Here is a 14,734-nt window from a genome sequence, read left to right on the forward strand (position 1 = left end):
TTCGGCGGGAGGGACAGTTCTTGGGTCAATGCATTATTCACTGAGGTAACCACTCCTGGTCAATTGGGCGGCGACGAACGCCATCTGATCCTCATCAGCTGGGAGCAGCGGCATACGCACGTCGCGGTTGTCGAGTATTCCTTGGGCCTGCAGAGCGGCCTTCGCCGAGATCACTCCCGGCATGTGGTTCATGAGCGCATCCACCACGTCCGCGGTGTCGCGGGAGAGGGTGCGTGCGGTGTGAAGGTCGTTGTTCGCCACTGCGGAGACCATGGCGGCGAACCGGTCCGAGCAGACGTGTCCGGCCACGGACACGAGTCCGAGTGCGCCGAGGGACAGCAGCGGCAGGTTGAGGGCGTCCTCGCCGGAGTAGTACACGAGCGAGGAGTTGTTCATGACGAACGAGGAGGCGAAGAGGTCGCCCTTGGCGTCCTTGACCGCGAGGATGTTCGGGTGGTCCGAGAGTCGCAGCAGGGTGTCCGTGATGATCGGGGCACCGGCGCGGCCGGGGATGTCATAGAGCATGACCGGCAGGTCGGTGGAGTCGGCGGCCGCGCGCATATGGGCTTCGATCGCCGGCTGGGTCGGCTTCGAATAGTACGGGGTGACGAGCAGGATCCCGTCGGCTCCGGCATCGGCCGAGCGGCGGGAGAGGTCGATGGTGTGTGCGGTGACGTTGTTGCCGGTGCCGGCGACGATCTTGGCCCGCTTGCCGATGACTCCGCGGACGACGCGGATGAGTTCGACCTTCTCGTCGTCGGTCGTCGTCGGTGATTCGCCGGTGGTGCCGGAGACGACGAGCATGTCGTTGCCGAGCTCGACGAGGTGGTTCGCCACCTTCTCCACGGACGCATAGTCGATGCTGCCGTCGCGCTTGAATGGAGTCACCATTGCAGTGCCGACGGAACCGAACGCGTCAATGGCAGTCGCTGCTGCCTGATCACCGAGAATCGCCATAGACCCAAGGATACCGCCCACGTCGTCTCATCAGTGCAGTGGTCCACCCGCGTTGCGGGTGTCGTTCGCCTCGGATGCGGCGCTCATGCAGTCACAGTGAGAGACGGATCACACCCGTGTCCGTCCGATCGTCTACGCTTGTGCCCTGCCTGCCACCGAAACTCAGGAGTTTTCGATGACCCGCACCCGCATCCGCGATTTCCATGATGATGACCTCGACGGAATCATCCGTCTCTTCGAAGCCGCCGTCCCGGAATCCGCGGCCGCTCCTCCGCTCTATCCGCTCTCCGAGGTGCTGGCCGCCTGCCAGCGCAATCAGGCCGTCGTGGCCGTCCGCGATGAGGAGATCGTCGGTGCCGCCGTCGGCCGCGCCGCCCACGGTCAGGGGGTGCTCGTGTTCTTCCATGTCCTCGAGGCGGTCCGTGCCGATCCGGAGCAGGGCACCCGCGCCGAGGCGGGGCTGCTCGATGCGCTCGAACGCCGTCTCATGCCGCTGGGCTTGGGAAAGCTGTCGATGCTCATTCCCGCAGGGACGTCGGCCTGCGATGGTCTGGTGGCCAACGGGTTCGAGACCCGGTCCGGCTTGAAGTACGTCGAACGGCTTCTGCCCGTCCAGCGTCGCGAACTCGACCGACTCAAAACGGTGGGCGGACGGATCCTGCCGCGTCACCTCTGGGACGGGGTGAGCGGGATGCAGGAGGAGAAGGACATGCTCGAGGACCGCCTCGTCGTGCCCTTGGCCGAACCGGATCTCGCGGATCATTTCGGGGTGGTCCCGCCTCGGGCGGTGATGCTCTTCGGTCCTCCGGGGACGGGAAAGACGACGTTTGCGAAGGCCGTGGCGTCGCGGTTGGATTGGCCGTTCGTCGAGGTGTTTCCGTCGCGTCTGTCCGGTGAGCCCGGCGGTGTGGCCGCGGGTCTGCGCACGACGTTCGAGCAGATCAACGAGCTCGAGCATGCCGTGGTGTTCATCGATGAGGTCGAGGAGATCGCGTCGAAGCGCGGGGGTGAGCCGCCGTCGCCGACGCAGGGTGTGACGAACGAGCTGCTCAAGCAGGTCGGTCAGTTTCGAGATCGAGAGGGCCGGCTGCTCATCTGTGCCACGAATTTCGTCCGCGCCCTCGATGCGGCGTTCCTGCGGCATGGACGCTTCGACTATGTCATTCCCATCGGGTTGCCCGATGCGACCGCCCGGGAGGCGATCTGGTCGCGCTACATTCCCGAACACACGATCGCCGGTGTCGATCTCGAGGTGCTCGTCCATGCCAGTGACGGGCTGACCCCGGCCGATATCGAATATGCGGCGAGGCGTGCATCGCAGGAAGCTCTGGCGTCGTCGCTTCGCCAACAGCAGGTCGATATCTCATCCCGCACAGAAGTGCTCTCGACCGATGACTACCTCGAGGCTCTGCGGGCGACGCGAGCGACGGTGTCCGAGGAGACAGCCCGGGAGTTCGGCGAAGACGTGGAGACGATCGCCAGGCTGTGAGCCGGTCGCCGTATCCGTCGCTCGGGTGCGATGCCCCTACCCTTCGAGCAGACGGTCCGCGGTCTCGATGAGGATCCGCGTCATCGTGGACGGAGCGGGACCGTGACCGGCGACGGTGGCCAGGTCGAAGCCGTCGATGATGGCGACGAACGTGTCGACCACCTCGGCGGCGGAGAGCTGGAAGAGCTCGAATTCGTGCCTCTTCAGCCCATCGTCGACGATCGTCCGGAACAGTCTCCGCCATCCGGCGAACACGGCATCGACACAGTTCTGCAGGCCTTCGTCCGTGCGCGCGGCGGTGACGAGTTCGAGCCAGATCCGCGACCGCTGCTCGTGCATGCCCACCCCATGGACGGCAGCGAACGCATCGTGCAGGCGATAGCGAGCCATCCGACCGCGCGGGTCATCGCCCGGCTTCGCCATCTCTTCGAGGTGCAGCAGCACCGTCGCGGTATGGAAGGAGAACGCCTGGGCGAGCAGGTCGTCCCGGGACTCGAAGTAGTGCTGCACGGTGCCGATGGACATGCCGACTGCTTTCGCCACGTCCCCGAGTCGGACCGCGGCGGGACCTTTGGCGACGATGGCGTCGAGGGTCGCCTGGATGATCGCGAACTTCTTCGCCTCGGCCTGTTCGGTCGGCTGAGCCGGGCGCGGGCTCATGCCGTGACCGATTCTCGTCGTTCGGCCAGATCGGTCGCCGCGGTCAGACCTTCGTACACGGCCTCCTCGACCGTGCGCGGGGCCAGGGCGTCGCCGATCACCGTCACCGAGGCGGCCCCGACGTCGAGGTCGACCGGCACCGATCGCGGTGCCGCCGACACGATCGTCGCGGCGACGCCGTCGACCTCGTGGACGACCTCGCAGAGTGTGGATTGCAGGTACCCGGTGTCGGTATCGACGCCGACGAGGCGGGCGTCGTTGACGAATTGCACCCGGCCGGTCCGCAGTGCTTGGGACACGAGCAGGGTGCGGGTGTACTGCTGGATCGCGGCACCGGCGAAGTTCGCCGCGGTCGCCAGAGTCACCTGGCGTCCGGCTTCGGCCAGGCGCAGGGCGATGCCGAGTCCGATCCAGTCGCCCTTCCAGTCTGTGACGAGCACGCGCCCGACCGGCAGGTCCGGGGACTCCCGCAGATAGTCGCGGGCGCCGATGACGAACGCGTCGTCGGCGATCTCGAGGGCGGGCATGCGCTGTTCGGCACCGGTGGCGATGATGACATGGTCGGGGGCCACCTCGGTGATGAGGTTCTGGGTGGCCGGTGCGGAGGTGCGGATGTCAACGCCGGCGCGGGCCGCCTCGGCGGTCAGGTTCGTCGCCGCTCCCCCGAACTCGGACCGGTACGGCAGTTCCTGCGCCAATTGAACCGCCCCGCCGAGGTGGGGCTCCTTCTCGCACAGAACGACGTCGTCGCCCTGTTCGGCGGCGACCGCTGCGGCCTTGAGTCCGGCCGGTCCCCCGCCGATGACGAGGACCTTGCGTCTGGTGCGCACCGTCGGTCGGGGCAGGAAGGTCAGTTCCCGACCGGATTCGGGGTATTGGATGCACGAGATCGGCACACCCTGTTGGAAGTGGCCGATGCAGGCTTGGTTGCAGCCGATGCAGGCGCGGATCTCGTCGACGTTATCGGCTGCAGATTTGTTCGCGATCTCCGGGTCGCAGATCATCGCGCGGGTCATGATCGCCATGTCGGTGCGGCCTTCGGCGATCGCGGTTTCGGCTTCGTGGGGTTGGTTGATGCGGCCGGCGACCATGACGGTCTTGTCGGTGATCTTCTTGACCTGCTCGGACAGGTTCGTCGCGTATCCGGGGTCGATCTGCATCGAGGGAACGATGTGGACGGCACCCTGCAGGGTGGAGGAATCGCCAGCCGTGATGGAGAAGTAGTCGAGGCAGTCGACGCCGTCGGCGGCGTCGGCCACGTCGGCGACGCCGTCGGTGTCGTCGGCGTCGGCGGTCAGGGAGTCGAGGTGGTCGATGAGGTCGAGGATCTCAGCGGCGACGAGCCCGTCCTCGGTCTTCTCCTCACCGGAGACCCGCACGCCGACGACGACATCGGGTCCGACGGCGGCGCGGACGGTCTGGGCCACCTCGGCGAGGAACCGGCGACGATTCTCCGGGCAGCCGCCGTACTCGTCGGTGCGGGTGTTGACGGCGGGGTTGAAGAACTGGATGGGCAGGTAGCCGTGGCTGGCGACGATCTCGACGCCGTCGATTCCGGATTCGACGATGCGCTTCGCTGCATGCCCGTAGCCGGCGATGATGTCTCTGACCTCAGCGGTGGTCAGCGCTTCGGGGACGACTTTGAAGCGTTCCTGCGGTTCATCGCTCGGGGCCTTGGCCCGGGGTGCCATTCCGCGCTCGCCGTCCATGACTTCGCGGCCGGGGTGGAAGAGCTGGGCGACGATCGTGGCTCCGTGGCGGTGGACCGCCTCGGCGACGGCCCGGTATCCGGGGACGGAGGATTCGTCGGTGGCCATGAGCACGTGGCTGGTGTATCGGGCGGTTTCGTGGACGCCGGAGACCTGGAGCACGATGAGTCCGGCTCCGCCCTGCGCACGGGCCTCATGGTAGGCGACGAGGTCGTCGCCGATGTGGCCGTGATCGTCGAGGACGGTGTCATGGCCGGAGGAGACGATGCGGTTGCGGATCGTCGTCGAGCCGATCGTGATGGGTTCGAAGAGGTGGGGGAACAGCTGAGACATGATCATCCTTGATCAGTTCGTCGTGAGGTGCTGGGTGGCTGCCCCTCGTTGGGGCTGCCTCAGTTATTCATATCACCGCATGACGAACGGCGGCAAGGGTTGGCCCCCTGCTGCCCATCGCCGAAAGGGCGGCGCCCCTGCCGCCGAACGAATCGGTCTGTCAGAGCTCGCTGCCCGACACCGCGAAGGTGTCGCAGCTGTTCAGCCCCTCGTTGTATCCGGTGGTGAACCATTTCTGGCGCTGTTCGCTCGACCCGTGGGTGAAGGATTCCGGGTTGACGAATCCGGACTGCTCTTGGATGTGATCGTCGCCGACGACGAAGGCCGCGTTGAGGGCATCGTCGAGCTGTTCCTTCGTGGGCTCTTCGAGATAAGGAGTGCCGTTGTCGTCGGTGAGTGTGGTGACTTTGCCGAGCCAGGCACCGGCGTAGCAGTCGGCTTGGAGTTCGGTGCGCACGCCGTTGCTCTCAGGTCCGGTGCCGTTGTTCGGGTGCTCGCTCATCACGCCGGTGATGTTCTGGATGTGGTGACCCCATTCGTGACCGACGATGTAGAGCTGGGCGAGCTCATCGGCCGAGGCACCGTACTGCTGACGCAGTATGTCGAAGAAGCTCGGATCGATGTAGACGCCCTGATCGGCCGGGCAGTAGAACGGCCCGACCTGGTTCGAAGCGGTTCCGCACGCCGTGGACGTCTGGCCGTCGACCAGTGTCATCGCCGGCGGTTCGTAGCCGTCGACCTTCTGTGCCCAGTAGTCGTCGAGGACGACCTGTGCTCCGGCCATTCGGCAGTCGATGTTCGTGTTCGCGTCCTCACCCGTATCGCATTGCGACATGCTCGCCCCGCTCGACTGATTCTGACTGCCTCCGTCGTCCGGGGTGATGCCGCCCATCAGCCCGGTGACATCAACGCCGAGCAGCGGTCCGATGAGGAAGACGAGCAGGCCGACGATGCCCACGCCGCCGCCCCCGACGATCGCGGTGTTGCGACCGCGTCTGCTCGTCCTGTTGCCGCTGATATCGGCGTTCGGGTTGAAGGTCATGGCATAAAGATACCCCGGGAGCTGGCAAGGGCAGGCGAGCAGATGTGATGTCGTGTGAGAATCGTTCCATGAGCTCTCACCCGGCGGAACCTCACCGAGCGCACGACGCGGACTCCACGGCCACCTCGGCGAGGGTTGCCCGGCGGCTCAGCCCCGACGGTCGCCTCATCGGACTCGATGTCGCCCGCGGGATCGCTCTCTTGGCGATGATGGTCACGCACATCTTCGCGCTCGGCGACGAGACGGGGATGCCGACCTGGGCAGCGATCTTCGCCGGGCGCGCCTCGGCGCTGTTCGCCGTCCTCGCCGGCTGCTCTCTGGTGCTCTCGACCCGGTCACGGATGGCGGAATCGGGCCGCTTGCGCGATGCGGCGCCGAGCGTGCTCATCAGGGCGGCGGCCATCGTCCTCATCGGGCTCTGCCTCGGGTCGATCTCTGGACTGCTCGCGGTCATCCTCGTCAACTACGGGATCATGTTCGCCCTCGCCCTGTTCTTCCTGCGATTGCGGGCCGGGGCGCTGTTCACGATCGCTGGGGTCTGGATGGTCGTCTCCCCCGTCGTCTCGATGTGGGTGCGTTCGACGTTCCTCCTCGAACCGAGCTACCTGCCGATGGGCTTCTTCGACTTCGCAACGCCGGGGACGATGCTCACCGACCTCTTCCTCACCGGCTATTACCCGGTGCTCCAGTGGCTGTCGTACATTCTACTCGGCATGGCCGTGGCGAAGCTCGACATCGGACGCCACCTGCTTGCACTGTTCACCGCCGGACTCGGGCTCTTCGTTCTCGGACGCGGTGCTTCGTGGATTCTGCTCAATGTCTACGGCGGTGATGCCGCGCTCGTGGAGGTGTCGCAGATGTGGGGCACGGATCTCACGGCGGCCCTGTTCACCGGCAGCTACGGGGTCACTCCGGCGACGTCGTGGTGGTGGCTGGCGATCGCGGGACCGCATTCGGGGACGCCGTTCGATCTGCTCTCCACAGGCGGCACCGCGGTGATGACGATCGCTGCCTGCCAGGCTGCTGCGGTGCTCTTGGGTCGTCGGTCGTGGGCGCTTGCACCGTTGTCGGCGCCGGGATCGATGCCGTTGAGCGTGTATTCGGCGCACGTCGTGCTGTTGGAGATCACGAGATCTCAGATCGTCGGCAATCCGATGGAGGAGTCCGCAACGACGGACGAGCAGACTCTCGAGTTCGTCATCCACGCACTCACATTCGTGCTGCTGCCTCTGCTGTGGAAAGCATTTGTCAGCGCCCGCGGCCCGTTGGAAGGCGGAATCGCGGGCATCATCAGGGTGGCGTCGCCGGGACCTAAGCGCCCTGCTTCTGACCGTCCCGGAAAAGGCTGATCGATTTGCGCATCGTGGCGCGCGCTCGTTTGCGGTCGCCGCTGGCATCGTAGGCACACGAGAGCCGGAACCAGGACCGCCAGTCCTCGGGTGCGGCCTCGGCTTCGGCCTGGTACTTCACGAATTCCCTGTCGGCGGCCTCGCGGATGATCTTCCCGCCCGGTGTCCTGGGCAGGTCGTCGACGGGCAGTCCGCCTTCCTCCCCGAGGATGCGCGCGAGCTTCTCCGTACGGGCACCGAAGACGAGTTCGACGATGAGCGTCCAGGCGCCGATGACGGGCAGGACGAACAGGGCGATGCCCATGATCGTGGGGATCATCGCGGGTTCGCGCACGAGGATCCACGCCCGCTGGCCCATGAGGACGAAGTAGAAGACGAGGACGACGGAGACGATGATCGCCCCGATCTTGGCCTTCGACATCAGAGGTCGAGCATGTTCTCGAGGCCGTGGATGAGCCCCGTGTAATCAGCGATGGACCGCACGGCGGTGACGATGCCGGGCATGAACGCCGAGGTGGAGTGCGAGTCCGTGCGGATGGTCAGGGCTTCGCCGTCGGAGCCGAAGAGGATCTCCTCGTGGGCGTTCATGCCCTGCTGACGGATGGCGTGGACGTGGATTCCGTCGATGACGGCGCCGCGTGCACCCTGCGGATCGGATTCGGTGGAGTCGGGAACGGCGGGCAGTCCGGCGGCATTGCGGGCGGCGGCGATGCGCTGGGCCGTGTGGTTCGCCGTGCCGGACGGGGCGTCGAGTTTGCGGGTGTGGTGGATCTCGACGACTTCGGCCGAGTCAAAGTAGGGAGCCGCGAGTTCGGCGAAGCGCATGGCCAGGACGGCACCGATCGAGAAGTTCGGGGCGATGAGCACCGCGGTCTTGGGGTGGTCCTTCAGTGTGTCCTCGAGGCGGGCCAGACGGTCGTTGTCCCAGCCGGTGGTGCCGACGACGGTGTCGATGCCGCTCTCGACGAGGAAGCGGACATTGTCCTCGGTGGATTTGGGCACGGTGAGTTCGACGGCGACGTCGATGTTCTGCTCCAGCAGGGTCTCCAGCGAATCGCTGCTGCCGAGTGCGGCGACGAGTTCGAGTCCTTCGGCGTCGTTGATCGCATCGACGGCGTGGGATCCCATCCGACCCTTGGCTCCGATGACGGCTACGCGAATGCTCATATGCTGTGACTCCTTGTGCGATGATCCCTGCGAGGTGTGCCGGTCTGGCCGAAGCGAAGCGACCGGAACGATCTCCGCCAGTCAGTCTAGCGACCCACGGCAGTTCTCTTCACATCCAGTGACCCTCCGAACACTCTTGTTACTACGTGACGGCGGCCCAGCAACCTCGCGCGAGGTTGCTGAGCCGCCGTCAGGTAGCAATTGGGGTCTCAGCCGAGGAGGAGGCCCTTGGTCTGAGCGACTGCGCGGTCGAAGCGTGCGCCGGCGTCTGCCCAGTTGACGATGTTCCACCAAGCCTTGACGTAGTCGGGCTTGACGTTCTGGTAATCGAGGTAGAAGGCGTGCTCCCACATGTCGAGCTGCAGAACCGGGGTGCCCCCGAGCTGGATGTCGGACTGCTGGTCCTTGAGCTGCTCAATGAAGAGGTTCCCGCCGAGCTGGTCGTAGACGAGGACGGCCCAGCCGGAGCCCTGGATCGTGGTGGCCGCGGTGGTGAAGTGCTCGCGGAACTTGTCGAACGAACCGAACTGGTCGTCGATGGCTGCGGCGAGTTCACCGACCGGCTTGTCTCCACCGTCCGGGGACATGTTGTTCCAGAAGATCGAGTGGTTGACGTGACCGCCCAGGTTGAACGCGAGGTCGCGGGTCAGCTTCGGCACATTCGCGAGGTTGCCGGACTCGCGGGCTTCGGCCAGCTGCTGGGCGGCGGTGTTGGCGCCCTTGACGTAGGTGGCGTGGTGCTTGTCGTGGTGCAGCTCCATGATGCGAGCCGAGATGTGCGGCTCAAGAGCGGAGTAGTCGTAGGGCAGTTCCGGAAGTGTGTACTGCTCAGCCATGAGATTCCTCCTGATCAGATTTGATGACCACCACATCGGTGGCTTCATTTCGACCCTATCCCAGGGTCTCATCTCGGACAACAAGGGGATTCGGCAACCTATTCCATATGACGCGAGGTGACATCTCGACGCCGTTCCGGAAAGGCTGACTCCCTCACCGAGGCGGCCCCGACGTCAACCTGCCACCGCCACCTGCGTGCCGGTGACGGTTTCACCCGAGGTTGCGTGAGATGAGCAGCCGCATGATGTCCGAGGTGCCCTCCTCGATCTCCTCGAGCTTGGCATCGCGCATCCACTGCTCGACCGGGTGCTCTCGCGAATACCCCCATCCGCCGAGGGTCTGCACGGCCGCCCAGGTGCAGAACATCGCCGTTTCCGAGGCGTTCAGCTTCGCCATGGCCGCCGCGGCCGTCGTCTTCTCCCGGCCCACGGCGTCACAGGCGTCGAGCATCCGCGCCGCGTTGAGCACCTGCAGCCACGCGGCGTCGATCCGCGAGGACATATCCGCCAGCCGGAACGCCACGGCCTGATGATCGATGATCCTCGTCCCGAACTGTGTGCGCTCTCGCGCATAGTCACGCGCATATTCGAAGGCCGCCCGTGCCGTGCCGAGCGCCGCAGCCCCGAGCACCACCCGTGAGTTGTCAAAGGTGCGCATGAGTCCGTAGAAGCCCTGCCCTTCCTCGCCGAGGCGGCCCGAAGTGGGCACGAAGGCGTCGGAGAGGAAGATCTCCCGACACACGATGGCCCGCTGTCCCATCTTCTTCATCGGCGCCCCGAACTCCATCCCCTCGGTCTCCCGCGGCAGCAGGAATGCGCTGATCCCGCGCGAACGCTGCGAGGAGTCGGTTTTGGCGAAGACGACGTAGAAGTCGGCGAGCCCCGCGTTCGAGATCCAGGCCTTCTGCCCGTTGAGCACGTACCCGCCGTCGACGGCATCCGCCCGGGTGATGATCGACGCCGAATCCGATCCGGAGCCGGGTTCCGTCGTCGCCAGCGCCGTGATCTTCGGCTCCGGCCCCGTGAGAGGTCGCAGCCACTCCTCTTTCTGCTCCGGCGTGCCCAATGCGAGGATCGGGTCGGCGAAGAAGCCGTTCGAGCACACGAAGTTCCCGATGCCCGGATCCCCGAAGCACAGCTGTTCCTGGACGAGGCATTGGGTGAAGACATCGGTGAATCCGCCGCCGCCGAATTCCTCGGGGATCATGAAGTCGGTGATCCCGAGCTTCGCGGCTGCGGTGAAGATGTCGACGGGCGATTCGGTGTCGGCTTCGTCGACGCGGCGACCGGCCGGTCGGATCGTGTCGTGAGCGAATCCGCGCACGAGGTCGAGGATGTCGTGCTGTTCATCGGTCAGCGGCCACGGTGTGTAGTTCATCGGTTCTCCTTCGCATTGTCAGTGGAGGTCGGGCGCCCCATTGCGCCCGACCGACGTCCCTCGTCCCCAGTCAGTCGAGCATGTCCGCTCCGGCCCGGGAATCCTCGGTGATGTGGATGAGTGTCGGACCATTTGCTGCTTCCGCCTCGGTGAGAGCGGCCAGCAGCGCATCTGCCCCGTCGACATGGACCCCGCGTGCCCCCATCGCCTGCGCCAGCGCCGGGAAGTCCGGTCCGGTCAGCTTCACCCCGGACGGGGTGTCCCCGCGGTCGTCCATCTCGTTGCGGATCTCCCCGTACCCGCCGTTGTCGACGATGATGAGGCTCATCCGCACGCCTGCCTGGACGGCTGCGGCGAGTTCGGCGATCGTGAACATCGCTCCCCCGTCGCCTTCGACCGCGACCACTCTGGCCTGCGGAGCCGCGAGTTTCGCACCGATTCCGGCGGGCAGACCGAAGCCGAGCGTGCCCGCCCCTGCCGGGTAGAGGAACCGGTCACCGGGGCGGGCCTTCCACCCGGTCTGCGCCCCGTAGTAGCAGGCCATCGTCGAGTCCGCCGCGACGATGAGCGGCGAGTCGTCGGTCTCCGCGAACGCGGTGAGTGCCGTCGAGAGATCGGCCCAGGGTCGACCGTCGGATTCCATCGCCGAGGCGGCCCTTGCCTTCCAGCCGCCCGTCCAGTCCCGTGCGGCGATGGTCGCGGACTCCGTCCGCTGCACGGACATCCGCTCGTTCAGGGCGGCTGTCGCGTCCTTCGCGGCGGCGAGGATCGGATGGCTGACGTCAGCGTTCGTGAGCATCTGCACCTCGTCGATGTCGATGCGCACGACGGTGTCGGGCAGCGGCAGGGGGTCGGGCCAGAAGTCGCTGGGGGCCAGTTCGGTGCCGATCGCGATGACCGCATCGGCATCGCCCGTGAGCTCGGGGAGCAGTTCGAGGACCCCGATGGCGCCGATGGTGGTCTCGGCGCGGTCGTCGACGAGTCCCTTCGCATTCGACGACAGGACGATTCCCGCTCCGAGCGTCTCCGCCAACGCTGCGACCTCCTCTCCTGCTCCGTGAGCTCCGGCGCCGGCGATGATGAGCGGTCGCGTCGAACCGGCGATCGCCTCGGCGGCGGCATCGATCGCTGTGGGCACGGGAGCCGGCAGTGCCCGGGTCACGGACGGGTGGCGTGTTCCGGGGCCGGCGGCTTCGATGAGATCGAGCGGGATCTCGATTGCGGCCGGACGGGTCCGCCCCGAACGCATCGCCGACAGTGTCTGCCCCACCGCCAGCGACACCTCGCCGGGACTCGTGACCCGCATGACCTCGGTGAGGACGGCTGAGAGAGCCGCGGACTGATCGCGAACCTCATGGAGGAGCCCGTTGCCGCGGCCGGGGTGGGTCAGCGGCATGCCCGGCGTGATGAGGAGGACGGGTACGGAGTCGGTGAAGGACTGCAGCAGGGCGGTGAGCGCATTGAGCGCGGCCGGTCCGGTGGTCGTGACGACGACCTGCACCTCACCGGTGACGCGGGCGGCGCCGTCGGCCATATAGCCCGCGCCCTGTTCGTGGCGGGGTGAGACGATGGCGATTCCGGCGGCACTCAGCTGCGCGAAGATCTCGAGGTTATGGGTGCCGGGGATCCCGAAGACACGGGTGATCCCTTCGGCCTGGAGTGCGCGAGCCAGATGTGCCCCGCCGGTGGTGGTCGTCTGGTCCATTCTCAGTCCTCGCTGTTCGGGTTCTCTGCTGACACATTCCCTGCTGACACGTTCTCCGCTGGCGGGTAGTCCGTTGTCACGACGAGTGCGTCGACAGCCAGGGCGCCGTCCGGGGCGACTCGCACCGGGTTGATCTCGATTTCGGCGATGGCGTTGTTCCCGGCCACCAGTCGGGACACCGCGACGATGACCTCGGCCAGGGCGTCGATGTCTGCGGCGGGCCTGCCCCGCCATCCGGTGAGCAGCCGCGAGCAGCTCAGCCGCGCGATCATGTCACCGGCTTCGGCATGGGTGACGGGGGCGAGTTCGAGCCACGTATCGGCGAAGAGTTCGGTCTCCGTCCCGCCGGCGGCGACGATGACGAGCGGCCCGAAGTTCTCGTCCTGCCGACCCCCGACGAGGATCTCGACGACATGGTCACGTGTGTCCATCTCCTCGAGGATGTACTCACCATCGCCGAGGCGGCCCACCATGTCCGCATACGCCGTTTCGACCGCGTGGAGGTCGTTCAACCCCAGTGCGATGCCCCCGACCTCGGTCTTGTGAGCAGGCCATCCGGCCTTGAGCGCGAACGGTGGATTGAGTCCGGATTCCGGGACCGCCTCGGTGGGTGCGCGGGTCTCCCCCGGGCCCACGCTGCCCACGGTGACAGCGGCAGGGACGGGAATCCCCGCGTCCTCGATCACCGCTCGGGCGGCGGCGTATCCGGTGCCCCACGGGGTGACGGGGCCGGTGAGTTCGAGTGGTTCGGTGAGCCGGCCCGAATGGGCGGCGTAGAAGTCGGCGCGGGCGAGCACGCGCATGGCCGCTTCGATGGAGGTGCAGACGGGGACGCCGAGCTCCCAGAGGCGGGTGACGGCCGGCGAGGATGCGCTCATCGAGTGGACGATGACGGGTTTCTTCGCCTCGGCGACGAGGTCACCCAACCGGTCGACGACGGCCAGTTCCCGGTCGATGAGGTCGGGGACGTCCTCGCCGTAGCAGCCGAAGTATCCGGACAGGACGACGGCGTCGATGTCCGTATCGGTCAGCAGCACCTCGGCGAGGTCCGCGTAGACGTCGAGGTTCTTCTCTCCTGCGCCGTCGAGGTCGATGGGGTTGTCGATGTGGTCGGCGTCGGTGAGGATTCCGGCGGCACGTTGTCGCGTGGTCGGTGTCAGTTCGGTGACATTGAGACCCCAGCTCTCGGCGGTGTCGGCGGCGATCGCTCCCTGCCCGCCGGAGTCGGAGAGCACACCGATGCGCGGGCCGTTCGGCAGCCAGGCCGAGGCGAAGAATCCGGCGAGTTCGACGAGCTGGCCGGGGGTGGTCAGGCGAATGGAGCCGGCGGCCCGGCAGGCGGCGTCGATGGTGTCCATGGCCGTGGTCATCGACCCGGTGTGGGATCGTGCCAGTCGCGCTCCTGCATTGGAGGCTCCGGTGGTCAGGATCATCGTCGGCTTCCCGGCGGCGCGCAGGGCTTTGAGGGCGGAGACGAGGGCGGCGCCGCCGGTGAAGGATTCGAGGTAGAGCGCGACCTGAGCGGTGGCGGGGTCGTCGACGAGGGTGGTGAGCACTTCGGCGGCGCGGACGTCGGATTGGCCGCCGATCGACGCGAACCGGGAGATGCCGAGTCCGCTGCGGGCCGCGAGGGTGGCGATCTCCGTGCCGAGCTGTCCGCTCTGGGTGACCACGGCAAGACTTCCGGGGGTGAAATTGCCCCAGGCCAGGAGCAGATCAGCGTGTGAGTCGACGAGCCCTAAGGAGTTCGGGCCGATGAGGCGGCCGCCGGCTTCACGGATCGTGGCAGCCAATGCGTCGGCGTCGGGGACGCGGGCGGAGATGATGAGGAAGGCGCGCACTCCGTTCTCGAGTGCTTCGGCGACGACTGCCGCGACGGTCGGGCCGGGCACGGAGATGACGAGCAGCTCCGGGGTCTCCGGCAGGTCGCTGAGGCGGGCGAATGTCGGCCGACCCTGGATCGAGGCGGCTGTGGCGTTGATGAGGTAGACGCGGCGGCGCTCGGATCCGCGCAGGGCTCCGGCGGCGAGCCAGAAACCCCATTTGCTGGAATCGTTCGAGGCACCGAGGACGGCGACGCTGGCGGGATCGAAGAACGCGTCCATGTCG

The 14,734-nt window shown here is 66.6% G+C and carries 12 protein-coding genes; 2 read left to right on the forward strand and 10 right to left on the reverse strand.

The window, feature by feature from the left end:
- Positions 1 to 33: 33 nt before the first annotated feature.
- Positions 34 to 957 carry a 4-hydroxy-tetrahydrodipicolinate synthase gene (dapA, locus tag CXR29_RS11325; RefSeq protein WP_025779713.1) on the reverse strand — a complete coding sequence of 308 codons (924 nt, stop codon included), beginning with the start codon at positions 955 to 957 and terminating at the stop codon, positions 34 to 36.
- 175 nt (positions 958 to 1,132) lie between these two features.
- On the opposite strand from dapA, the gene CXR29_RS11330 reads away from it, so the two are divergent.
- On the forward strand, positions 1,133 to 2,446 hold the full coding sequence (locus CXR29_RS11330; protein ID WP_127364571.1) for an ATP-binding protein: 1,314 nt from the start codon (positions 1,133 to 1,135) through the stop codon (positions 2,444 to 2,446).
- A gap of 36 nt (positions 2,447 to 2,482) precedes the next feature.
- Here CXR29_RS11330 and CXR29_RS11335 read toward each other — a convergent pair whose 3' ends face one another.
- The 3 genes from CXR29_RS11335 to ypfJ all read right to left on the reverse strand — a co-directional run bounded on the left by CXR29_RS11335 (position 2,483) and on the right by ypfJ (position 6,190).
- A complete protein-coding gene (locus CXR29_RS11335) occupies positions 2,483 to 3,106 on the reverse strand; it encodes a TetR/AcrR family transcriptional regulator (protein ID WP_127364572.1) in 624 nt (207 codons plus the stop codon).
- On the reverse strand, positions 3,103 to 5,148 hold the full coding sequence (locus CXR29_RS11340; protein ID WP_127364573.1) for an oxidoreductase: 2,046 nt from the start codon (positions 5,146 to 5,148) through the stop codon (positions 3,103 to 3,105). Before CXR29_RS11340 ends, CXR29_RS11335 begins: the two co-directional genes overlap by 4 nt.
- Before the next feature lie 160 nt (positions 5,149 to 5,308).
- A complete protein-coding gene (gene ypfJ / locus CXR29_RS11345) occupies positions 5,309 to 6,190 on the reverse strand; it encodes a KPN_02809 family neutral zinc metallopeptidase (protein WP_127364574.1) in 882 nt (293 codons plus the stop codon).
- Between the two features lie 68 nt (positions 6,191 to 6,258).
- Here ypfJ and CXR29_RS11350 point away from each other — a divergent pair, with 68 nt between their 5' ends.
- A complete protein-coding gene (locus CXR29_RS11350) occupies positions 6,259 to 7,539 on the forward strand; it encodes a heparan-alpha-glucosaminide N-acetyltransferase domain-containing protein (RefSeq protein ID WP_127364575.1) in 1,281 nt (426 codons plus the stop codon).
- Here CXR29_RS11350 and CXR29_RS11355 read toward each other — a convergent pair.
- The 6 genes from CXR29_RS11355 to CXR29_RS11380 form a co-directional block, all read right to left on the reverse strand.
- Positions 7,502 to 7,960, reverse strand: coding sequence for a tetratricopeptide repeat protein (locus CXR29_RS11355; protein ID WP_127364576.1), 459 nt, complete (start codon positions 7,958 to 7,960; stop codon positions 7,502 to 7,504). The genes CXR29_RS11350 and CXR29_RS11355 overlap by 38 nt on opposite strands.
- Positions 7,960 to 8,706, reverse strand: coding sequence for a 4-hydroxy-tetrahydrodipicolinate reductase (dapB, locus tag CXR29_RS11360; protein WP_127364577.1), 747 nt, complete (start codon positions 8,704 to 8,706; stop codon positions 7,960 to 7,962). Before dapB ends, CXR29_RS11355 begins: the two co-directional genes overlap by 1 nt.
- Before the next feature lie 209 nt (positions 8,707 to 8,915).
- Positions 8,916 to 9,542 (reverse strand): superoxide dismutase, encoded by a 627-nt coding sequence (locus tag CXR29_RS11365; RefSeq protein ID WP_101553700.1) that lies wholly within the window; start codon positions 9,540 to 9,542, stop codon positions 8,916 to 8,918.
- A 211-nt stretch (positions 9,543 to 9,753) separates the two neighbouring features.
- On the reverse strand, positions 9,754 to 10,920 hold the full coding sequence (locus CXR29_RS11370) for an acyl-CoA dehydrogenase family protein (RefSeq protein ID WP_127364578.1): 1,167 nt from the start codon (positions 10,918 to 10,920) through the stop codon (positions 9,754 to 9,756).
- A gap of 70 nt (positions 10,921 to 10,990) precedes the next feature.
- Positions 10,991 to 12,625 carry a thiamine pyrophosphate-dependent enzyme gene (locus tag CXR29_RS11375; RefSeq protein WP_127364579.1) on the reverse strand — a complete coding sequence of 545 codons (1,635 nt, stop codon included), beginning with the start codon at positions 12,623 to 12,625 and terminating at the stop codon, positions 10,991 to 10,993.
- A gap of 2 nt (positions 12,626 to 12,627) precedes the next feature.
- Positions 12,628 to 14,730, reverse strand: a complete 2,103-nt coding sequence (locus CXR29_RS11380; protein WP_127364580.1) for an acetate--CoA ligase family protein — start codon at positions 14,728 to 14,730, stop codon at positions 12,628 to 12,630.
- Positions 14,731 to 14,734: the final 4 nt, after the last annotated feature.

Origin of the sequence: Brevibacterium linens, assembly GCF_003999335.1 — a bacterium.
GTDB lineage: Bacteria > Actinomycetota > Actinomycetes > Actinomycetales > Brevibacteriaceae > Brevibacterium > Brevibacterium linens.